Genomic DNA, 20,812 nt, shown 5'->3' with positions numbered 1-20,812 from the left:
ATGCCAGCCGCATCCGGTTTTGATTCGCCCGGCGCCATCACGGAAATCGATACTGGCGGTTTGGCTCGAACAAGACCGGTTCCAGGAATGAACCGGCGTGAGACGGAGACAAAATGCATCCAACCATCCACATCATCCCCGTGGTTCGGGCGAGCGTCGTCGCGCTGTGCCTTGCCGCCGTGTCGGCGCATGCAGGCGATACCCTGTCGAGAATCCGCGATACACAGACTATCACCATCGCCTACCGGGAGGCGTCGGTACCATTTTCCTACCTCGACGCCAGCAAGAAGCCGATTGGCTACTCGGTCGATCTCTGTCTCAGAATCGCCGAGGCGGTCCGACGCGAGCTGAAGCTGAACCACATCAACATCACCTACCTTCCGGTCACGCCTGCGATGCGCATTCCCGCCATTGCTGAAGGCAAGGCCGATCTCGAGTGCGGATCGACCACCAATACGGCCGAACGGCGCAAGCAGGTTGCTTTTACCATCCCGCATTTCGTTGCAGCCGTGCGCATGGTGGTGCTGACAGGATCCGGAATCCGGAACTGGGCCGATCTGCGAGGCAAGCGAGTGGTGACAACCAAGGGTACGACTACCGTCAAGCTTCTGAATGAGCGCGACAAGGTTCGTTCGCTCGGACTGCAGTTGGTCGAGCGGGCCGATGATGTAGAAGCTTTCGGCATGGTCGACAAAGGCCAGGCTGAAGCATTTCCGATGGATGACGTGCTGCTGTTCGGCCTGCGCGCCGATTCACGGGACCCGAACCGTTTCACCGTTGTGGGAGATGCGCTCTCCGCGGAACCTTATGCCATCATGATGCGCAAGGACGATGCGCCTTTCAAGGCTGTAGTCGACCGCGAGATGGGGCGGATCATCCAGGATGGGGAAATCTACAAGCTGTACGACAAATGGTTCAGGAACCCGATTCCGCCGAAGGGCATAAACATGAATATGCCGATTGGCCACTTGCTTCGGGATACGCTGCGTTTTCCGACAGATAAGGTTGGGGATTAGCGTCAGGAACGCCTTAGAATAGCGTTTCAGCGCGTCGGATTCACGGCAGCCTTTTTGCAGTGCAGCGACGGTTCGAAGATCGGCCGGAAACACCTGCCCGGGCGGCACTCGAGCCGTAGCCCTTTTGGTACACTAAGAAACACAACTTTCTCAGGAGGCAACATGAAGACATCAAAGATCATTTCCGTCCTTATCGCCGCCGGCGCAATCGCCGGTACGGCTCAAGCGCAAGACCTGACCGGGACGCTCAAGAAGATCAAGGACACCGGCGCCATCACTGTTGGCTATCGCGAGTCTTCGGTACCCTTTTCCTATTTGGATGACAAGCAGCAGCCCATCGGCTATGCGATGGACCTGTGCATGAAGATCGTCGATGCGGCGAAGGCAGAACTCAAGATGCCGGGTTTGAAGGTAAACCTGCAGCCCGTGACATCCAGTAACCGCATCCCTCTGCTCCAGAACGGCACGATCGACCTCGAATGCGGCTCGACGACGAATTCCGTCGCGCGTCAGCAGCAAGTGTCATTCGGCCCGACTTACTTCGTCATCAACGTGACGGCAGCAGTCAAGAAGAGTTCGGGCATCAACTCCCTGGCTGACCTTGCAGGCAAGACCGTCTCCACGACTTCCGGCACCACCTCCGTGCCGCTGCTGAAGTCGTACGAGAAAACCAAGCACGCCGAAGTGAAGGAAATTTACGGCAAGGACCATGCCGAATCCTTCCTGCTGATGGCCGACGACCGCGCCGCCGCCTTTGTCATGGACGACATCCTGCTGGCCGGCCAGATCGCCAATTCACGCGACCCGAAAGCATTCAAGATCATCCCCGAGTCGCTGCGCCAGGAGCCATACAGCATGATGGTGCGCAAGGATGACCCGCAGTTCAAGGCGCTGGTCGACAAGACCATCGGCGGCGTGATGAAGTCCGGCGAAATCGAGAAGATCTACTTCAAGTGGTTCCAGAGCCCAATCCCGCCGAAGGGCATCAACATCAACTTCCCGATGACACCTGCGATCCGCGAAGCATTCAAGAACCCGAACGACAAGGGCGTATAAACGCACTGCTTCAGCTGAGAAGCCGGACGGCCTGGCCGTTCGGCTTTTTTTCAGGCCGGCGATGTTACATGGCCGGCGCGCTGGGAGACATTACATGAATTTGGGGATTTTTTTCGAGCAGATACCGGACGGTGACGGGACATGGGCGGATTCGCTCCTTTCCGGGCTGGAATGGACGCTGGCAACGGCAGCACTGGCATGGATCATGGCGTTCGTGCTGGGCTCGATCGTCGGCGTGGCACGCACGACCGAGAAGCGCTGGCTAATCAGGCTGGGCAATGCTTATGTGGAGCTGTTCCGCAACATACCGTTGATTGTCCAGTTTTTCGTCTGGTATTTCGTCGTGCCGGGCCTGAGCCATTCGGTCAAGGCGTGGGTCACGACGCTCGATCCGACCGAGCACCAGTTTGCGACCTCCGTGGTCTGCCTCGGCTTCTTCACATCGGCACGTATCGCCGAGCAGGTGCGCTCGGGCATCCAGGCGCTGCCGCGCGGCCAGCGCAACGCCGGTTACGCGCTCGGCCTGACGCAGATTCAGACCTACCGCTTCGTCCTGCTGCCGATGGCCTACCGCATCATCATTCCGCCACTGACCTCTGAGGTCATGAATCTCATCAAGAATACCGCTGTTGCCTATTCCATCGGCCTGGTTGAGCTGTTCTTCCGAACCCGTGAAATGGGCGAAATGACCTTCCGCTATTTCGAAGCATTTGGTGCGGCAACGCTCATCTATGTCGTGATCGCGATGACCGCAAACCGCATCATGGCCTTCATTGAGCGCAGGGTTGCGGTGCCTGGCTATATCGCAGGGGGCAAATGATGGGTGATCTCGATTTTGACGTTGTTGCCCGTACCTGGCCTTACCTGCTGGGCGGCTTGCAGTACACGCTGCAACTCACGGTGATCGCCGCCGTCGGCGGCACGGTTTTCGGCACGCTGCTGGCCATGGCACGCCTTTCGCACTTCAAGCCGCTGTCCATGTTTGCCGCAGGCTATGTGAACTTGATGCGTTCCATTCCGCTGCTGCTGGTGATCTTCTGGTTCTACTTCCTGGTGCCCGTGGTGCTGCAGGCGATCACCGGCGCGGAGCGTCCGATCCAGCTCGGAGCCGACCGTTCCGCCTACATCACCTTCATCATGTTTGAAGCAGCGTATTTCTGCGAAATCATGCGTGCCGGCATCCAGAGCATCCCGAGAGGGCAGGTCGGCGCCGCGTATGCGCTCGGGCTGACCTACCGCCAGGCGATGCAGCTGGTGATCCTGCCGCAGGCATTCCGCAACATGCTGCCTATCCTCCTGACGCAGACCATCGTGCTGTTCCAGGACGTATCGCTGGTTTCCTTGCTGAACGTAACCGACTTCGTCGGCGCTGCCGGGAAGATCGCACAACGCGACAGCCGCATCGTCGAGATGTACCTGTTCGTCGCCGTCATCTATTTCATGCTCTGCTTCGCGCTGTCGGTACTGGTCAAGCGCCTGCAGCAACGCATTGCCATCATTCGCTGAGGACAAGTCATGATCGATATTAACAACGTGAGCAAATGGTACGGCAGCTTCCAGGTGCTGACCGATTGCACAACCCATGTCAGCAAGGGCGACGTGATGGTCGTATGCGGCCCCTCCGGTTCCGGCAAGTCGACGCTGATCAAGACCGTCAATGGTCTGGAGCCGTTCCAGAAGGGCGAAATCCTGGTCAACGGCGTCTCGGTCGGCGATCCGAAGACCAACCTGCCGAAACTGCGTTCGCATATCGGCATGGTGTTCCAGAACTTCGAACTGTTCCCGCACCTGTCGATTCGCCGGAACCTCACGCTCGGCCAGGTCAAGGTGCTCGGTCGCAGCGAAGAAGAGGCGATGGAACGCGGCCTGAAGTATCTCGATCGCGTCGGTCTGCTGTCGCAGAAGGACAAGTTCCCCGGTCAGCTGTCCGGTGGTCAGCAGCAGCGTGTTGCCATTGCGCGGGCGCTGTCGATGGATCCGATCGCGATGCTGTTCGACGAGCCGACCTCGGCGCTGGATCCCGAGATGATCAACGAAGTGCTCGACGTCATGGTCGGTCTCGCGCAGGAAGGCATGACCATGATGGTGGTCACCCATGAAATGGGGTTCGCAAAGAAAGTGGCGAACCGCGTCGTCTTCATGGACAAGGGCTGCATCGTCGAGGACTGCACGAAGGAAGAATTTTTCGGCTCGCCGCGTTCCGACCGGGCACGCGACTTCCTCGCGAAAATTATTCATTAAGCAATTATTTTCATCCGCCGCACCGCGCCGGCATGCCCGCCCGCGCGGCGCTTTTGCCATCTGGGACGCCCCATCCGGCAGCGCCCGAGCAGGTAAAATAGCGGCACTTCAAAGAAAGAGCCGCCATGTCCCAGCCTTCCAGCATCACCCTCACTTGTCCTGACGATTGGCACTTGCACCTGCGCGACGGGGCAACGCTGGCCAGCGTCCTGCCACACAGCGCACGCCAGTTCAAACGTGCGATCGTCATGCCCAACCTCAAGCCGCCGGTCACGACGACCGCGCAGGCTGCGGCCTACCGCGAGCGCATTCTCGAAGCACTGCCGGCCGGCATGGCGTTCGAACCGCTCATGACCTTGTATCTGACCGACAATACGCCCGCCGATGAAATCCGGCGCGCAAAGGAGAGCGGTTTCGTCCACGCCGTGAAACTCTATCCGGCCGGTGCCACGACCAACTCCGACGCCGGCGTGACGGCACTGACGAAATGCTACAAGGCGCTGGAGGCGATGCAGGAAGCCGGCATGCCTTTGCTTGTCCACGGCGAAGTCACCGATCCGGCAGTGGATATCTTCGATCGCGAAGCCGTCTTTATCGATCGCGTGCTGCAACCGCTGCGCCGCGATCTGCCCGCGCTAAAGATCGTGTTTGAACACATCACGACCAAGGACGCCGCGCAATACGTGAGCGAAGCCAACGACAGGATCGGCGCCACGATCACGGCGCATCACCTGCTGTACAACCGTAACGAAATCTTCAAGGGCGGTATTCGCCCGCACTACTACTGCCTCCCTATCTTGAAGCGTGAGGACCACCGACAGGCACTGGTGCACGCCGCGACATCGGGCAGCGCTAAATTCTTCCTTGGCACTGATTCCGCACCCCATCCCAAGGGCTTGAAAGAGCATGCTTGCGGGTGCGCCGGTTGCTACACCGCGCTGCATGCGATGGAGCTCTATGCTCATGCCTTCGACCAGGCCGGAGCGCTCGACAAACTGGAAGCCTTCGCCAGCTTCAACGGCCCGGCATTCTATGGATTGCCGCGCAATGGCGGCACGATCACCCTCAAGCGGGAAGCGTGGACCATTCCAGCCGACCTGCCGATGGGCGACACCGTTGTCGTGCCATTGAACGGCGGCGAGACGATCGACTGGAAGCTGGCCTGAGCCGGCCGGGCGTGCTACTCCGGGCATGAGTGCCGCGTTCCTGCACGAGATCGACTGGCGTCGGCCTTGGCTGGCGCCTTATGCTGAAACAGGTGCACTGCTGACCCAAGTGGCGGACTGGCGCGTGCAGTTGAACGCGCTGGCTACTGTCCACAAATTGTGCAACCATCGCGGCTTGCCAATCCGGTTTGTGCCACAAGCTGAATTGCCATCCGGCGTCGCCTATGAAGCGTTCATCAGTGACACCGGCCGCGTGCCGACGCGCGAGAATCTTCACGATTTTTTCAACGCACTGGTCTGGCTCAGCTTGCCCGCCACGAAAATGCGGCTCAACGCCCTGCAGGCATCCATGCTTGCGAAAGCGGATGTAGGTCCTACTCGTGGCAAATTACGCGATTTTGCAACTATCTTCGATGAGAATGCAGCGATTTTCGTCACGCGTGATGCATCCTTGAATGATCTTTTGCGCAGGCATCGCTGGAAGGAATTGTTTCTCGGAAGGCGCGATACATTTTGGCGTGAATGCGAGGTCTGGCTATTCGGTCACGCATTAGTGGAAAAGCTTGTCTGTCCCTTCAAGGCAATCACGACGCACGCGTTTCCGTTGATTGCTGATGCATCCTATTTTTCATGGCATCCCGTGGACAAACGGCATTGGCTCGATCAGGCAGTTTCAAAGAGTTTATCCGACCAACTGACGACGGTTGATTTCACGCCATTGCCAGTCCTCGGTGTGCCGGGTTGGTGGGAAGGGCAAGATGCTGGATTCTATGCAGATTCGAATGTCTTTCGTCCGATGCGGAATTCGAGAGATGCGTCTGCGTGAATACTTCAACCGAGGTATTTCCACGGAGCACCCTGGCCAGATATTCTTCCTGTTCATCCTGTTTCTGACCATATAAACAGAAAAGGCATCCGAAGATGCCTTTTCGATACTGCATTCAAATCGTTACGGACTTACGTCCGCAAAAGATTAGAACTTGTGGCGAATACCAACGGCGAATGCGTTGGAGTTGTTGCCAGCAGCAACTGCGTTACCACCGCTCGATGCGTCGCCAACCACGAAGGCTGCGCCGGAATCATTCTTGATGTGCGCATACGACGTGTAAAGGTTGGTGCGCTTCGACAGAGCGTAGGTGTAGCCGAGAGCGTACTGCTTGGCGCCGCCAGTGTTGGCAGCGGAGCGGTCATCCTTGTTGATGAAGGAAGCCAGAACGGTGCCAGCGCCGATCGGAGCGGAAACGCCGACCATCCAGTCACGGTAGTCAACGCCTGCGTCGTTCTTCTCGCTCTCGTAGCCGAGGTGAGCGGTTGCCACGCCGAAGTTGTAGGTACCGCCGAGCAGCCATTCCTTGGTGGTGTTGGTGTTGGTGGCGTTGTTGTTGTTGCTGTAAGCCAGAACTGCAGTGACCGGGCCGTTGGCGTAGGTGCCGGACAGAGCGTAAGTGCGGTTCTTGGAGTTGTCGCCAGCGACTTCACCGAGGCCATACAGTGCGGTGGCGCTGAAGCCGCCGAAGTTGTTGGTGGTGTAGTTGATGGAGTTGTTGACGCGAACGTCACCAGATGCGCCAAAGCCCATCAGGTTGGTCGTGGCGCCGGACAGACCGGTGTCAAACGGATCGATGGTGTCCAGAGCGATAAACAGCGGGTCATACTGACGGCCGAAGCTGACGGAGCCGAAGCCACCGCTCAGGCCAACCCATGCTTGACGGCCGAACAGCGCGCCTTGGCGTTGCGTACCGTTGTCCAGGTTGAAGCCGTTTTCCAGTTGGAAGTTTGCCTTCAGGCCGCCACCGAGGTCTTCGGTGCCCTTGAAGCCCAGGCGGTTACCCGACTGCACACCGGTTGCCAGCTTCCAGACGGAGCCTGCAGCGCCGTTTTCACGTGCGATACCAGCGTCGACCAGACCGTAGACGGTCACGTTCGTTTGTGCAGAAGCGACGCCCGCAAATGCGCCGAGCACTGCCAGGGCGAGAAGCGATTTTTTCATTGAATAAATCCCCAAAAGGTTATCGAGCTAAGTTTTTTGTAGTACCTCATCTCTGGCAAGGCCACTAGCGGAAACGCCCCTGCCAGAAACTGACTCCTTAATCAGTAAAATCAGAAGTCCGTGGATATTTCATCAAATATCCGGCTCGACGACAAAGATTATTTGGGGTTTTGGCTATGGAGACGATAAGCCTGTGGTGTTCTTGCAACGAGTTTCCCACAAATAATTATCATTATGACAGGAGTTTGCGCCAGGTTTGTGCATATCCGTATTTTATGCGGGTAATTCTGATCCATTGAAGGATGACAAAAGGGGCGCCAAAAAAGAAAGCGGACTCACCATGAAGATGAGTCCGCTTGTTCAACATCGCTTCCAGATCGTGGCATTCAAGCCGCGATCAAGTTGCTTAGAACAGGTGGTTGATACCGACCGAGATACCGGTTTGGCGGGTTTGGCCAACGGTAACAGCGGTGCCGCTCAGCTTGGAGTTGTCGATGTCTGCGTAGAAGTTCGTACGCTTGGACATTGCATAGGTGCCGCCCAGGATGACCAGGTTACGACGGCCGGTGGTCGTCGCGGTATCGGTCGTGGTGCGATAGTATGCCAGGCTCAGTTGAGCTGCCGGGGTCACGTTGTAGCTGCCGCCCAACCATGCATCCTTCACGTTGGTTTCGGTCGTTGCGCTCGTGTCTTGCTTTGCTTTAGCGTAACCAACAGCGACACGGAACGGGCCGGTTGCATATGCGCCGCCAACGGTCCAGTTATCGAAGTCCATGTAGGTCGTGCCAACCAGGTTCTTGCGCTTGGTGTAGGCTGCACCGACAGTGACCGGGCCGCCAGCGTAGTTTGCGCCGATGGCTTCCGTTGCGCCGTTGCTGGTGCTGCCAGCAACTTCACCGAGAGCGTATTCAGCACTGACGCCAACCGGGCCGAACTTGCCGTTGTACTGGACGTCGTTGTCGAGACGGGTCAGACCGCCTTGCGCTGCCAGCGGGACGATCGCGGTGTACTTGTAGTTGAACGGATCGTACAGGCCGATCGTCTTGAAGTTCACGGAATATTGACGGCCGAGGTCAACGGAGCCCCAGGCGCCGCCCAAGCCGACAAACGCGGAACGATTGAACAGACGATTGGCTGCATTGTCTAGTGTGCCGGTGCCGGTGTTGAAGCCGGTTTCCAGAACGAAGTGAGCATTCAGGCCGCCACCGAGGTCTTCAGCGCCTTTGAAGCCGATGCGGTTGGAGTTGTACGTGCCGTTCGAGCCCATGGTCAGGCGATTGTCGCCAGCAGCGTTGACATTGGTCAGGTTGCGAACGCCGCCGTCAAAAGAACCATAGATGGTTACAGCGGATTGTGCTTGAGCAGCACCTGCAAAGGCACCCAGAACTGCCAGTGCGAGAAGCGATTTTTTCATTGAATAAATCTCCAAGGGTTGGCGTGCTAAATTTTTTTGAATTGCCTTGAATTTCGTCCAGCAAGTCCACTAGTGGTAACGTCCCTGCCGGAAACCTCCGATCACTGATCAAGAAGCTAATGGTGATTTCATCAAATATGGCCCGTTAGGGCAAAGAGAATTTGGTTTTCCTAGCGATGTGCCGGCATTTATGTGGCTTCTTAACAACAGGCTTCGCCGCATTGATACGGTCGCAGCAATAAATGTCGCTTTGAGACCGTAATTTATTGCAGCCACTGGCTTTGGCTTGGCGGATTGGCCCCGTTTGCAAATATAAAACAAAGATTTCTCGTTATTTTTTAAATAAAATTTGGTTTTGGAAGGCGAATATATTCCAAATATTCGTAAAGGATGTTGCCTTTGTGGCAGCAGTGTTCAGGAGCCCAGTAAAAATGCGAAGCGTCGACGAACTGATTTTTGGGATCGACAAAGCCTTGCGTGTTGTAGCCGGCGTGGCGTCTGCCTCGCGCCAGACTCCGGCAGCCAAGGTGGCCGAACTGTCCATGGATGACAAGGAGCGGCGTCATAGCGCCGGTTTGATGCGCGTGAATCATGTCGGCGAAGTGTGTGCGCAGGCACTCTACGACTCGCAGGGGCGGTTTGCGAAAGAGCTGGTGCTGCGTCAACAGTTTGATCAGGCCGGCCGCGAGGAAGAGGACCATCTGGCGTGGACTGCGCAGCGATTGCAGGAACTTGGTTCACACACCAGTCTTCTGAATCCATTGTGGTATGCCGGTGCGTATGCCATCGGCACCGTCGTTGCGCGTATGGGAGATGCCAGGAGTCTTGGCTTCGTCGTGGAGACTGAACGCCAGGTAGAGGCGCATCTTGTCAGTCATCTTGACCGCCTGCCGGGGCGGGATGAAAAATCACGCGCGATCGTCGAGCAGATGCGCGTCGACGAAGTGGCGCACGGCGCGAAAGCGCAAGAGCTCGGTGCGGCTGAGCTTCCCGCGCCGATCCGTCAAATGATGCGAGCGATGGCCAAGGTGATGACGACGGCGGCCTACTATATATAAGGCTGGAGGAGGGCGTCTGGCCGAGTCAGCGCCCATGCAGATCAGGACGTCGTTTCCGGCGCGTCCGCGAGATCGTCAATGATTTCGAAGGAGTGTGTGAGCTCCGCCGTTTTTTCCAGCATGATCGAGGCAGAGCAGTACTTTTCGTGCGACAGCTTGATGGCGCGTTCGACCAAGCTGGACTTGAGATTGCGGCCGCGGACCGTGAAATGAAAATGTACCTTGGTGAAGACCTTGGGATCCTTTTCCGCACGTTCCGATTTCAGGGTGACATCGCAGCCGCGCACATCCTGATGGCTCCTGCGCAGAATCAGCACGACATCGTAGGCCGTGCAGCCACCTGTTCCGGCTAGTACCACCTCCATCGGGCGCGGCGCCAGGTTACGCCCGCCACCGTCCGGGGCACCATCCATGGCAACTACATGACCGGATCCGGTTTCTGCCAAAAAAGTCATCCCGGACAAACCTGTCCAGCGTACAGTGCATTCCATTGTCGTCTCGCTTGCTTCTGAAGAGCTGTATTGTAGCGTGTTTGAAGTTAGCACATCGTCAAGGGGGCGGTGTCGGCAAGTCGAGATGCCCGGGAAGTTTTCTGCCATTACCGGCAATATAACTTCTCAACGCAAAACGATATAATTATTGCAATAATCGCCGAGTGAACCCGGCGTTAAAAACATTGTTGATTATGAAAATTCATAACGTGGTGACAAAAACCATATTGTGGCATTTAGGTAACTGTTTGAATTTAAAGAATAAATGTCTTGAAATTCCAGAAGGTGCGCTAAAAATCACGCGTTTTTCTTGCATTGCACAATAAAATTGAGTAGAATTTGATTGCTGGTTGTTAAGGCTGATTTGACAGCGACAACCGACCGATTGTCTCCTCCACCCTCCTCCTTTGGTGTGGATTGAACCCGAAGCTTAATCGCTTCGGGTTTTTTTTGTCTCCGGTTTCCAAGATCGGTGAATCGTGTTGCCAGACGCGGCAAGTGGGCATCCGGTTTTGATGCGTGCAATATTCCGCGCGATTAAATTTGACGCCAAGTCATTGAAAAGGCTATACTTTCAGGCTTTCCGTTCGCTCAGGAAAAGATAACAAGGAAGAGCTCGCCAGTTTCAAGCGGCGGGACCGCCAATTTGAGCGTTTATTCATTTAGGACATCATCATGAAAACCTTTTCCGCGAAACCCCAAGAGGTTCAGCGCGAGTGGTTCGTGATTGACGCAACGGACAAAGTCCTCGGTCGTGTCGCCAGCGAAGTGGCACGCCGTCTGCGCGGCAAGCACAAACCCGAGTTCACTCCGCACGTCGACACAGGCGACTTCATCGTCGTCATCAATGCAGGCAAGCTGCGCGTGACTGGCAACAAGGCAGTGGACAAGACTTACTACCGTCACTCGACCTACCCGGGCGGTATCTACGAAACCAGTTTCCAGAAAATGCAACAGCGTTTTCCGGGACGCGCACTGGAAAAGGCGGTCAAGGGCATGCTGCCCAAGGGGCCGCTCGGCTACGCAATGATCAAGAAGCTGAAAGTGTATGCCGATGGCACCCATCCGCACTCCGCTCAGCAACCCAAAGTACTGGAAATCTAAGGAGCGGACATGATCGGTAACTACAATTACGGAACTGGCCGCCGCAAGAGCGCAGTGGCTCGCGTTTTCATCAAATCGGGCAGCGGCAACATTGTCGTCAATGGCAAGCCGGCAGGGGAATATTTTTCCCGCGAAACTGGTCTGATGGTCATTCGTCAACCTCTGGAACTGACCGGCAACCTCGAGCGCTTCGACATCTTGGTTAACGTCCATGGTGGCGGCGAGTCCGGCCAGGCAGGTGCAGTTCGCCATGGCATCACCCGTGCCCTGATCGATTACGACGCAGGTCTGAAGGCTGAGCTGTCGAAGGCGGGCTTCGTCACGCGCGATGCACGTGAAGTCGAACGTAAGAAAGTCGGCCTGCGCAAGGCACGCCGCGCAAAGCAGTTCTCCAAGCGCTAATCTGCGTTTTCAGAACATCGAAAAGCCGCTGGGTTGGTGCCTGGCGGCTTTTTGCATTTATGGCGCAGCGCAGACGGGCGTGCTTCCCGGGTCTCTTCATCTGCGGTGTGTCGCGTCATCGAGGAAAGTGCCCGGCGTGCGTGGTCGCGCGGTCATGGCGAACCGGGCCAGCCTGATAAAATTCAGGCATCTGAGTCAATGTCTTCTGCAAGGAAAAAGAGATGATCAAAGTCGGTATCGTAGGCGGCACAGGTTATACGGGTGTGGAACTGCTGCGGCTGTTGGCGGCGCACCCGGATGTGCAATTGACGGCAATCACGTCGCGCAAGGAAGATGGTATGCCGGTTGCCGACATGTTTCCGTCGCTGCGTGGCCATGTATCACTCGCTTTTACCTCGCCGGAGAAGGCAAGGCTGACCGACTGCGATGTCGTGTTCTTTGCCACGCCGCACGGTGTCGCCATGGCGCAGGCACGCGACCTGCTGGCCGCGGGTGTGAAAGTCATCGATCTTGCTGCTGATTTTCGGTTGCGCGACACGGCAGAGTTTGAGAAATGGTATGACATGCCGCATTCATGTCCGGACATTCTTGACGAGGCGGTCTACGGGCTGCCGGAAGTGAATCGTGAAGCCATCAGAAAGGCGCGAGTGATTGGCTTGCCGGGGTGCTATCCGACTTCGATGCAACTCGGTTTCGCCCCGTTGCTTGCGCAAGGAAAGCCGCTGGTGAATGAGTCGACGTTGATTGCCGACTGCAAGTCCGGCGTATCGGGCGCCGGTCGCAAGGCCGAGGTGCATACGCTGATGGCGGAGGCATCTGACAACTTCAAGGCCTACGGAGTGAAAGGGCATCGCCACCTGCCGGAGACAGTTCAGGGATTGCAGGCGATTGCAGGGCGCAAAGTAGGGCTGACCTTCGTTCCGCACCTTGTGCCGATGATCCGCGGTATTCATTCCACCCTGTACGCAACGATCCTGCCGGACGCGCGTGAAGTCGATTTTCAGGCGTTGTATGAGCGCCACTTCGAAGGCGAAAAGTTCGTCGATGTGATGCCTTCCGGCAGCCATCCGGAAACACGTTCGGTGCGCGCTTCAAACAAGCTGCGGATTGCGGTGCATCGCCCGGGTGGCGGGGATCTGCTGGTTATCCTGGTCGTTGAAGACAACCTCGTCAAGGGGGCTGCGGGGCAGGGTGTGCAGTGTATGAACCTGATGTTCGGCCTTGATGAAAGTGCTGGATTGATGCACATTCCAGTATTGCCGTAGGCAATCCATTTCATCGCATGGCAACTCCATCATCACCTTTCAGTTCCATGAAGTTCAGGCTCTGGCGGAGCCGCATGTCGGTCTCCTCGCCAAAGGTGATGATCCGGTCACAGTTGCCATGGCCGATGCGCATCTTCCTTTTCCTTCTCAGCGGCGCTCTCGGCGCCACCTTGATGTGGTTCTATGATACAGGGCGTATGTTGCCCGGCAAGCACACCGAAAACGTGCAGGAACAGATTGAGCGATACAGGGCGCAGGTCGAGAAACTCACTATGGAGCGCGACCAGCTCTCAGCCACCGCGAATTCAGGGGAAAGCAAGCTCAACATGGAGCATGCTGCGCAGAAACAACTTGCGGCGCAAGTGAGGACGCTGGAGGCCGACAACATGCGTTTAAAGGAAGATCTTGCGTTTTTTGAAAGTTTGTTGCCGAACGCCACGGGTCCGCAAGGGGTAAGCATTCGCCGCCTTAAGATAGATCAGACCGCACCCAACCAGATCCGGTATCGTTTGCTCATCATGCAAGGTGGAAAGGGTGACCAGCAGTTTGTCGGCAGCCTGCAACTTGTTGTCAACACTCTCGTGGGCGGCAAAAATGCTATGATGAACTTTCCTGCTGCAAACTCTGCCGAGCAGGAAAAATTCAAACTCAGCTTCAAGCATTACCAGCGAGTCGAAGGGGTGCTCACCCTGCCTGAGGGCGCGACGACCAGACTGGTCCAGGCGCGCGTGCTCGAACGAGGTCTGATTCGGGCGCAAGTATCCGCGAATTTGTAAAGGAGGAGCCATCATGTTAGGCCGCAAAAACAAAGGCACAATTGACAGCCTGATCGGCATTTCCACCAGGATCGAGGGCAATGTACATTTTCAGGGCGGTTTGCGCATCGACGGACAGGTAAAGGGCAATGTCGTCGCGACCGGTGAAGAGCCGAGCATGCTGGTCATTTCCGAACATGCAAAGGTCGAGGGTGAGGTTCGCGTTGCCCACCTCGTTGTCAACGGCGAAATTGTCGGACCGGTACATTCGTCGGAACTGCTTGAATTACAGCCGAGAGCCCGCATAACTGGTGATGTGTACTACAAAGCGCTCGAAATGCACGGCGGCGCGCTGGTAGCTGGCAAGCTCACACATGACCAGGTCGGCGAGCCCGTACTGAAGCTGGCGCTATCAAATACGTGAAAGTCGCCAAGCGTCTATAATGATTCCACTGATTTCTGCAGGAGCCTGAAATGAATGCTGTTACCGAAATGCCTGAACCGATCGTCTTTACCGACAGTGCTGCAGCCAAGGTTGCGCAACTGATCGAGGAGGAGGGTAATCCCGACCTGAAATTGCGTGTTTTCGTACAGGGAGGGGGCTGCTCAGGCTTCCAGTACGGCTTCACCTTTGACGAAATGGTCAATGACGACGACACCACGATGACCAAGAACGGTGTCCATCTGTTGATTGATTCGATGAGCTACCAGTACCTGGTCGGCGCCGAAATCGACTACAAGGACGACCTCGATGGCGCACAGTTCGTGATCAAGAATCCGAATGCCACCACAACCTGCGGTTGTGGCTCTTCGTTCTCGTAATCCCGGTTTTCGTTTAGGCAAAAGCGCAGGCAAGTCCTGCGCTTTTTTTATGTCTTTGCGAATATCCTATGCAGGATAGTGGGCGCCGAGGATGCGCAATCCACATGCTCCTGTGACTGCCGGCAGATTCCCAGCTTTGTGCTCGATATGCTGTTGCGCCAGCCAGGCAAACGCCAGAGCCTCGACGTGGTTGGGCGACACGCCCAATGCATCGGTGGAGCCCACCCGCACCACAAGGCGGCGTTCAATCAGCGCCTGTTGCAGGATATGCATTAAATGGGCATTGTAGGCGCCGCCACCGCATACATAGACTGCACTCGCATTGCCTGCATGTGCAGCGATGGCATCCGCCACGGTTGCCGCCGTGTAGGCGACCAGGGTTGCCTGTACATCGCCTGGTTCAGCACCTTCAAATCCTTGCAGCTTGCTGTCCAGCCATGCCGCATGGAACAGGTCGCGACCGGTACTTTTCGGCGGAGGCAATGCAAGGAAAGGCTCGGCAAGAAGTGTGCGCAGCAGCTTCGGCAGGACAGTGCCCTTTGCCGCCCATTCGCCGCCCGCATCGTAGGTCTTTCCATGGTGACGTGCAATCCACAGATCCATCAGTACGTTGCCGGGGCCGGTATCGAATCCGATGACCTTGCCGCTTTCCAGCACGCTGATATTGCTGATCCCGCCAATGTTGACCACTACCCGCACTTCGCCTGCGTTGCCAAAAACAGCCTGATGGAAAGCTGGCACCAGCGGCGCACCCTGTCCGCCAGCCGCAATGTCTCGAGCGCGGAAGTCGGCGATGACGTCAATACCGCTCAATTCCGCCAGCCGCGCGGGATTGTTAGTCTGGCGCGTGTATCCAAACTCCGGGCGATGCCGGATCGTCTGACCATGCGCACCGATGGCTTTGACTTCCGACGGTTGTCTGCCCGCTTTCTCCAGCAATCGTGCTACACATTGTGCGTACAGGCTCGCAAGCGCGTTGGCTGCCAACGCCTCCCGATGTAATTCGTTCTCGCAGGGCGCCTGCAATGCCATCAATTCCTTACGCAACTCGGTGGGGAATGGCAGATAGGCCGTCGAAAGCGTTTCGATCTGCTGCGCACTACCGGATGAGGGAAACGCGGCGAGTGCGCCGTCGACGCCGTCCAGGCTGGTGCCGGACATGAGGCCGATGAAAAAGGAGGGTGATGTATCTGGCATAAAAAAACCGTTCAAGTGCCTTGATTCTACAGGCGCTTGAACGGTTTGTTCAGTTAGGCGGTGCCGATTTACCTTGCAGCCACCCTGACATTCTGTTCTTGCGGATTGAGCAATGCAAAGCGATGGAGCATTTCGCTTGCGACGCCGTGGAAGCGTTGCAATTCGGCACCTGCCAGCGGCTGTGCATTGGGCACATCAATTGACATTGGGTCGCGTGGATGGTTGTTCACCCGGAACTCGTAATGCAGGTGCGGGCCAGTTGACCAGCCAGTGGTGCCGACGTAGCCGATCACTTCGCCCTGATTAACCTTCATGCCGCGCTTCACGCCGCTGGCGAAACGGCTCATGTGTGCATAGGCCGTCGAGTAATTGTTCCAGTGCTTGAGAACCACCACGTTGCCATAGCCGTTCTGGGTTCCGACGAAGTCCACGGTACCGTCACCTGCAGCGCGGATCGGCGTGCCGACTGGCGCCGCAAAGTCGACGCCTTCATGCTTTTTCCACAAGCCGGAGATTGGATGCAGGCGCATCGCGAAGCCGGATGTCACGCGGCTGAATTCCAGAGGAGATTTCAGGAACGCCTTTTTCAGTGACTTGCCGTCGAAGGTGTAATAGCCTCCGCCCTGCCTGCTGCCCGGCTCGTCGAACCAGACCGACTGGTACCTGTTGCCGGCATTGTTGAATTCCGCTGCCAGCACGCGGCCTGAACGGACATATTCGCCGTTCTGCCAGAAGGTTTCGTAGACGACATTGAAATGGTCGCCGCGGCGCAGGTCGGACGCGAAGTCGATATTGGTCGAAAACATGTCAACGAGCTGAGTGGCGACACCATCCGGTATCTGCGCCGCATCGGTGGCGGCGAACAGGGATGACCGGATTTCCGCGGTCTGCATCTCGACACGCCGCTCCAGCGCGGCGGAGGATTCGGAGGACTTGAACTGGTCTCCGTCGCGGGTAATCGTGATGACTCGGGCCGGTTGGTTGTTGCCTTCGGTGGCCGTCGCCGTCAGGCGCAGCAGCTGACCGTCCTTGTCAGTTTGCGCCTGTACGTGGCGTCCGGACTTGATAGTCAGAACGGCATGGGCAATGCGGTCCGACTTGATGAAGGCCGCAGCCGCATCATCATGCACGCCGAGACGGAACAGCAGGGTTGCCAGCGTATCGCCAGAGCGGACTTTCTCTTCGCGGAAGTAAAACTGATTGTCCGTCTGCAGGTGTGCGATCTGCTCGGACAAGCTGGGAATGGCAAGCTCTTCGGTGATCGACTTGACCGGCAGGTTCGCAGGATCCGGCGCCATCGGCGCGACACCTGCTGCGCCGAACGCGCATGCAGCGAGGAACAGGGCGGACGCGGTCACGATGCGCGTCTTGCGCGAGGCGCCGAAAAAAAGCTTGCTGCTCGAGCCCAGTTTCAGGAATTTGTCTGTAGGGAGCATGCAATAAGTTAGAATTTGCTGTTTTACGGAAGCGCTTGTGATTGACGCCGTGGTGTGGCCGGTTACTGATCGGTGGCGTCTGCCGGGGCAGCCGCTTCGTCGCACTTGATGTCGCCCAGACCCGCAGATCGGCGTTCTGCTTCACAAGCCTCGATTTTCATCTTGCTGCTTTTGTTGTTGCATTGCAAGGTTGAAAATAAGCAGCGATTATACCAAGCGATGGTATTGATTTTTCACGGTAGGTTTTTAATTTTTCTCAGCTCATGGACGTCTCCCAGAACTTGCAAAATAACAATGCAGCGCCTGAGGCATTGCCCTTGACGGATTCCGTTCAGGAAGCCCTGGCAATCGCCAAGCGCGGCGTTGAAGAATTGTTGATCGAATCCGAGTTTGCGCAAAAACTGGCGCGCTCCGAAAAGACCGGAACGCCGTTGCGGATCAAGCTCGGTCTCGACCCGACAGCACCGGACCTGCACCTTGGGCACACCGTCGTGCTCAACAAGATGCGCCAATTGCAAAACCTGGGCCATACGGTGATTTTTCTCATCGGCGATTTCACGTCGATGATCGGCGACCCGTCCGGCCGCAATATCACCCGCCCGCCGCTGACCCGCGAGCAGATTGAAGAAAACGCGAAGACCTACTTTGCACAGGCGAGCCTGGTACTCGATCCGTCCCGCACGGAGATCCGCTACAACTCCGAATGGTCGGATCCGCTCGGCGCGCGCGGCATGATCCAGCTCGCTGCAAAATATACCGTGGCGCGTATTCTCGAACGTGAAGATTTTACAAAGCGTTTCAAGGCCGGCACGCCGATTTCCGTGCATGAATTGCTGTATCCCTTGATGCAGGGCTACGACTCGGTCGCGCTCAAGTCTGACCTCGAGCTCGGTGGTACCGATCAGAAATTCAATCTCCTCGTCGGTCGCGAATTGCAAAAGCATTACGGACAGGAACCGCAATGCATCCTGACCATGCCCTTGCTCGAAGGCCTCGATGGCGTCGAGAAAATGTCGAAGTCAAAGGGCAACTATGTCGGCATCACCGAACCGGCCAACACGATGTTCGCCAAGCTGATGAGCATTTCCGACACGATGATGTGGCGCTACTATGACCTGCTGTCCTTCCGTTCGCTGGCGGAAATCGCAAAGTTCAAGACGGAAGTCGAAGGCGGACGGAATCCGCGCGACATCAAGGTGCTGCTCGCGCAGGAAATTGTTGCGCGCTTCCATTCGCAAGGAGCGGCGGAAGATGCGCTCGCCGACTTCAACAACCGCGCGCGCGGCGGCATTCCGGACGACATTCCGGAAGTCGGCGTGTCCGGTGCGCCGCTGGGTATCGGACAGTTGCTCAAGCAGGCGAATCTTTGTTCGTCGACATCGGAAGCCTTGCGCATGGTGGAGCAGGGCGGTGTCCGGATTGATGGCGCGACCATCAGCGACAAGGCACTGAAGGTCGAGGCAGGCACGTTTGTGCTGCAGGTCGGAAAGCGCAAGTTTGCGCGCGTCACGCTGTCGTAGGGCCATATGATCGCACTGCTGCAGCGCGTGCTGGAAGCGCGCGTTACCGTGGAAGGCGAATCAATCGGTGCCATCGGCAAGGGTCTGATGGTGCTGGTTTGCGCCGAGCGCAATGACAGCGAAAGGGAGGCGGATGCGCTGCTTTCCAAGCTGCTGGGCTATCGGGTTTTCGCCGACGATGCCGGGAAGATGAATCGCAGCGTGGTCGACACGCAGGGCGGGTTGCTGCTGGTGCCGCAATTCACGCTGGCTGCCGACACGCAGTCTGGCACGCGTCCGTCATTTACGCCGGCAGCCGCGCCGGATGAAGGACGACGTCTGTTCGATTATTTCGTAGGCAGGGCGCGCGTGAAGCATCCATGCGTCGAGACCGGGCAGTTCGGCGCGCACATGCAGGTGTCCTTGACCAACGATGGACCGGTGACATTCTGGTTGCAGATCAAGCCGCAGGCAGCAACGTAACGGACAATAGGCGACAATACGAAAAACTCATCTCAACAATGAGTTCCAGCAGCATCAGAAGCTATCCGCCAACCAATAAACACAGGAGGTCAAGATGAAACTCTGGAGCGAATCATTCAAGGATGGCGCCGCGATCCCCGGCGAATTTGCGTTCGGGGTGATCGACCCGGCGACGCATGTTGGGCTGTCGTCCAACCGGAATCCGCATCTCGCGTGGAGCGATCTGCCGGCCGGCACCAAATCGTTGGCGGTGATCTGCCATGACTATGACGTGCCGTCGCGCGGCGACGATGTGAACCAGGAAGGAAAGACCGTGCCGGCCGACCTGCCGCGTGTCGATTTCTTCCATTGGGTGCTGAGCGATCTTCCTGTTAGCGTATCGTCCATCGCGGCCGGGCAGTACAGCAATGCGGTGACGCCGCGCGGCAAGCCGGGACCGGAGGCCGGTGAAGGCCGTCCGGGACGCCAGGGCATCAACGATTACACCGGCTGGTTCGCTGGCGACAAGGATATGTCCGGCGATTATTTCGGTTATGACGGCCCGTGCCCGCCGTGGAACGACTCGATCCTGCATCACTACGTTTTTACGGTGTACGCGCTGGACGTTGAACGCTTGCCGGTGGAGGGCAAGTTCACCGGGCAGCAGGCGCGCGATGCGATGCGAAGCCATATCCTTGGCGAAGCGAAAATCACGGGGATCTACACCCTGAACCCGAAGTTGGCGTCGGCCGGCTGAGGAAACACGGAGCCGTTGTGACAGAAATCTTGTTGATACGCCACGGGGAAACCGCGTGGAACGCCAGAAAGCGCCTGCAGGGCCATCTCGACATTCCACTTAATGCGGAAGGTGAAATGCAGGCCGCTGCACTGGGGCTGGCGTTGATGGACGAGCCGCTGGACGCCATTATTTCCAGCGACCTGCAGCGCGCGCGGCAGACCGCCAAAGCGATTGCTGCGCCGCGCGGGATGGAAGTCCAGGTCGATGCCGGCCTGCGCGAACGCTGCTATGGTGCATTCGAAGGCATGCTGTATGCGGAAATCGGTCAGCGTTACCCGGAAGCGTATGCGGCCTGGCAGTCGCGCGATATCGATGCGCGTTTCCCTCACGGTGTGCATGCCGCGGAGACCATGCGGGAGTTTTTCCAGCGCGCGGTCGGCACGATTACGCGCATTGCGTCCGAAGGCAAGTATCGCAAGGTGGCCTTGGTGGCGCACGGGGGCGTGCTCGAATGCGCGTACCGCGCAGCGCAAGGTGTGGGTTTCGAGCGGGCGCGCGACTTCGATATCTTCAACGCGAGCATCAATCGCTTTACATGGGATGGCGAGAAGCTGAACCTGATGCGCTGGGGTGACGTGAGTCATCTGGACACCGAGCAGGCACTTGACGAAATTGATCGGGAATAGCGGTTTTTTCGGT

The 20,812-nt window shown here is 57.3% G+C and carries 23 protein-coding genes; 18 read left to right on the top strand and 5 right to left on the bottom strand.

Annotation, left to right across the window (positions count from 1 at the left end):
- The first annotated feature begins 113 nt into the window (after positions 1 to 113).
- The 7 genes from VJ698_RS05195 (at position 114) to VJ698_RS05165 (ending at position 6,305) form a co-directional block, all read left to right on the top strand.
- Positions 114 to 1,016, top strand: a complete 903-nt coding sequence (locus VJ698_RS05195) for an amino acid ABC transporter substrate-binding protein (protein WP_324101644.1) — start codon at positions 114 to 116, stop codon at positions 1,014 to 1,016.
- A 162-nt stretch (positions 1,017 to 1,178) separates the two neighbouring features.
- Positions 1,179 to 2,072 carry a transporter substrate-binding domain-containing protein gene (locus tag VJ698_RS05190; protein WP_324101643.1) on the top strand — a complete coding sequence of 298 codons (894 nt, stop codon included), beginning with the start codon at positions 1,179 to 1,181 and terminating at the stop codon, positions 2,070 to 2,072.
- 94 nt (positions 2,073 to 2,166) lie between these two features.
- On the top strand, positions 2,167 to 2,892 hold the full coding sequence (locus tag VJ698_RS05185) for an amino acid ABC transporter permease (RefSeq protein WP_324101642.1): 726 nt from the start codon (positions 2,167 to 2,169) through the stop codon (positions 2,890 to 2,892).
- Positions 2,892 to 3,578, top strand: coding sequence for an amino acid ABC transporter permease (locus VJ698_RS05180; protein WP_324101669.1), 687 nt, complete (start codon positions 2,892 to 2,894; stop codon positions 3,576 to 3,578). The genes VJ698_RS05185 and VJ698_RS05180 overlap by 1 nt, the downstream gene beginning before the upstream one ends.
- Positions 3,579 to 3,587: 9 nt before the next feature.
- A complete protein-coding gene (locus VJ698_RS05175; RefSeq protein ID WP_324101641.1) occupies positions 3,588 to 4,313 on the top strand; it encodes an amino acid ABC transporter ATP-binding protein in 726 nt (241 codons plus the stop codon).
- Positions 4,314 to 4,438: 125 nt separating this feature from the next.
- The gene (gene pyrC / locus VJ698_RS05170) at positions 4,439 to 5,479 is read left to right on the top strand and encodes a dihydroorotase (RefSeq protein WP_324101640.1); all 1,041 of its coding nucleotides are present in this window, start codon (positions 4,439 to 4,441) and stop codon (positions 5,477 to 5,479) included.
- A 25-nt stretch (positions 5,480 to 5,504) separates the two neighbouring features.
- Positions 5,505 to 6,305, top strand: coding sequence for a DUF3025 domain-containing protein (locus VJ698_RS05165; RefSeq protein WP_324101639.1), 801 nt, complete (start codon positions 5,505 to 5,507; stop codon positions 6,303 to 6,305).
- A gap of 147 nt (positions 6,306 to 6,452) precedes the next feature.
- Here the strand turns inward: VJ698_RS05165 and VJ698_RS05160 are convergent, their stop codons facing one another.
- Both VJ698_RS05160 and VJ698_RS05155 read right to left on the bottom strand, forming a co-directional pair.
- Positions 6,453 to 7,469 (bottom strand): porin, encoded by a 1,017-nt coding sequence (locus VJ698_RS05160; RefSeq protein ID WP_324101638.1) that lies wholly within the window; start codon positions 7,467 to 7,469, stop codon positions 6,453 to 6,455.
- Between the two features lie 406 nt (positions 7,470 to 7,875).
- Positions 7,876 to 8,883: a porin gene (locus VJ698_RS05155; RefSeq protein WP_324101637.1), complete on the bottom strand. Its 1,008-nt coding sequence runs from the start codon at positions 8,881 to 8,883 to the stop codon at positions 7,876 to 7,878.
- Between the two features lie 431 nt (positions 8,884 to 9,314).
- On the opposite strand from VJ698_RS05155, the gene coq7 reads away from it, so the two are divergent.
- Positions 9,315 to 9,941: a 2-polyprenyl-3-methyl-6-methoxy-1,4-benzoquinone monooxygenase gene (gene coq7 / locus VJ698_RS05150; RefSeq protein ID WP_324101668.1), complete on the top strand. Its 627-nt coding sequence runs from the start codon at positions 9,315 to 9,317 to the stop codon at positions 9,939 to 9,941.
- 41 nt (positions 9,942 to 9,982) lie between these two features.
- Here the strand turns inward: coq7 and VJ698_RS05145 are convergent, their stop codons facing one another.
- Complete coding sequence (locus VJ698_RS05145) at positions 9,983 to 10,432, bottom strand: OsmC family protein (RefSeq protein ID WP_324101667.1); 450 nt, start codon at positions 10,430 to 10,432, stop codon at positions 9,983 to 9,985.
- A 675-nt stretch (positions 10,433 to 11,107) separates the two neighbouring features.
- Here VJ698_RS05145 and rplM point away from each other — a divergent pair.
- From rplM to erpA, 6 genes are all read left to right on the top strand, one after another.
- The gene (gene rplM / locus VJ698_RS05140) at positions 11,108 to 11,536 is read left to right on the top strand and encodes a 50S ribosomal protein L13 (RefSeq protein ID WP_324101636.1); all 429 of its coding nucleotides are present in this window, start codon (positions 11,108 to 11,110) and stop codon (positions 11,534 to 11,536) included.
- A 9-nt stretch (positions 11,537 to 11,545) separates the two neighbouring features.
- On the top strand, positions 11,546 to 11,938 hold the full coding sequence (gene rpsI / locus VJ698_RS05135; protein WP_324101635.1) for a 30S ribosomal protein S9: 393 nt from the start codon (positions 11,546 to 11,548) through the stop codon (positions 11,936 to 11,938).
- Between the two features lie 221 nt (positions 11,939 to 12,159).
- The gene (gene argC / locus VJ698_RS05130) at positions 12,160 to 13,203 is read left to right on the top strand and encodes an N-acetyl-gamma-glutamyl-phosphate reductase (protein ID WP_324101634.1); all 1,044 of its coding nucleotides are present in this window, start codon (positions 12,160 to 12,162) and stop codon (positions 13,201 to 13,203) included.
- Positions 13,204 to 13,277: 74 nt separating this feature from the next.
- Positions 13,278 to 13,979: a DUF6776 family protein gene (locus tag VJ698_RS05125; RefSeq protein WP_324101633.1), complete on the top strand. Its 702-nt coding sequence runs from the start codon at positions 13,278 to 13,280 to the stop codon at positions 13,977 to 13,979.
- Between the two features lie 13 nt (positions 13,980 to 13,992).
- Complete coding sequence (locus tag VJ698_RS05120; RefSeq protein ID WP_324101632.1) at positions 13,993 to 14,382, top strand: polymer-forming cytoskeletal protein; 390 nt, start codon at positions 13,993 to 13,995, stop codon at positions 14,380 to 14,382.
- Between the two features lie 50 nt (positions 14,383 to 14,432).
- The gene (gene erpA, locus VJ698_RS05115; protein WP_324101631.1) at positions 14,433 to 14,780 is read left to right on the top strand and encodes an iron-sulfur cluster insertion protein ErpA; all 348 of its coding nucleotides are present in this window, start codon (positions 14,433 to 14,435) and stop codon (positions 14,778 to 14,780) included.
- 66 nt (positions 14,781 to 14,846) lie between these two features.
- On the opposite strand, the gene VJ698_RS05110 is transcribed toward erpA, so the two are convergent.
- Positions 14,847 to 15,977, bottom strand: a complete 1,131-nt coding sequence (locus tag VJ698_RS05110; RefSeq protein WP_324101630.1) for an anhydro-N-acetylmuramic acid kinase — start codon at positions 15,975 to 15,977, stop codon at positions 14,847 to 14,849.
- 68 nt (positions 15,978 to 16,045) lie between these two features.
- Positions 16,046 to 17,413 carry a M23 family metallopeptidase gene (locus tag VJ698_RS05105; protein WP_324101629.1) on the bottom strand — a complete coding sequence of 456 codons (1,368 nt, stop codon included), beginning with the start codon at positions 17,411 to 17,413 and terminating at the stop codon, positions 16,046 to 16,048.
- A gap of 263 nt (positions 17,414 to 17,676) precedes the next feature.
- Between VJ698_RS05105 and tyrS the strand changes: the two genes are divergently transcribed.
- From tyrS to VJ698_RS05085, 4 genes are all read left to right on the top strand, one after another.
- Positions 17,677 to 18,933: a tyrosine--tRNA ligase gene (gene tyrS / locus VJ698_RS05100; RefSeq protein WP_324101628.1), complete on the top strand. Its 1,257-nt coding sequence runs from the start codon at positions 17,677 to 17,679 to the stop codon at positions 18,931 to 18,933.
- A 6-nt stretch (positions 18,934 to 18,939) separates the two neighbouring features.
- Positions 18,940 to 19,395, top strand: a complete 456-nt coding sequence (gene dtd / locus VJ698_RS05095; protein WP_324101627.1) for a D-aminoacyl-tRNA deacylase — start codon at positions 18,940 to 18,942, stop codon at positions 19,393 to 19,395.
- A 94-nt stretch (positions 19,396 to 19,489) separates the two neighbouring features.
- On the top strand, positions 19,490 to 20,131 hold the full coding sequence (locus VJ698_RS05090; RefSeq protein ID WP_324101626.1) for a YbhB/YbcL family Raf kinase inhibitor-like protein: 642 nt from the start codon (positions 19,490 to 19,492) through the stop codon (positions 20,129 to 20,131).
- A 17-nt stretch (positions 20,132 to 20,148) separates the two neighbouring features.
- Complete coding sequence (locus tag VJ698_RS05085; RefSeq protein WP_324101625.1) at positions 20,149 to 20,799, top strand: histidine phosphatase family protein; 651 nt, start codon at positions 20,149 to 20,151, stop codon at positions 20,797 to 20,799.
- The last annotated feature ends 13 nt before the right edge of the window (positions 20,800 to 20,812 follow it).

This window comes from Noviherbaspirillum sp. (genome assembly GCF_035254685.1).
Classification (GTDB): domain Bacteria; phylum Pseudomonadota; class Gammaproteobacteria; order Burkholderiales; family Burkholderiaceae_D; genus Noviherbaspirillum.
Note: the sequence above shows the minus strand (reverse complement) of the source record. Positions and strands in the feature narration are given on the sequence as shown.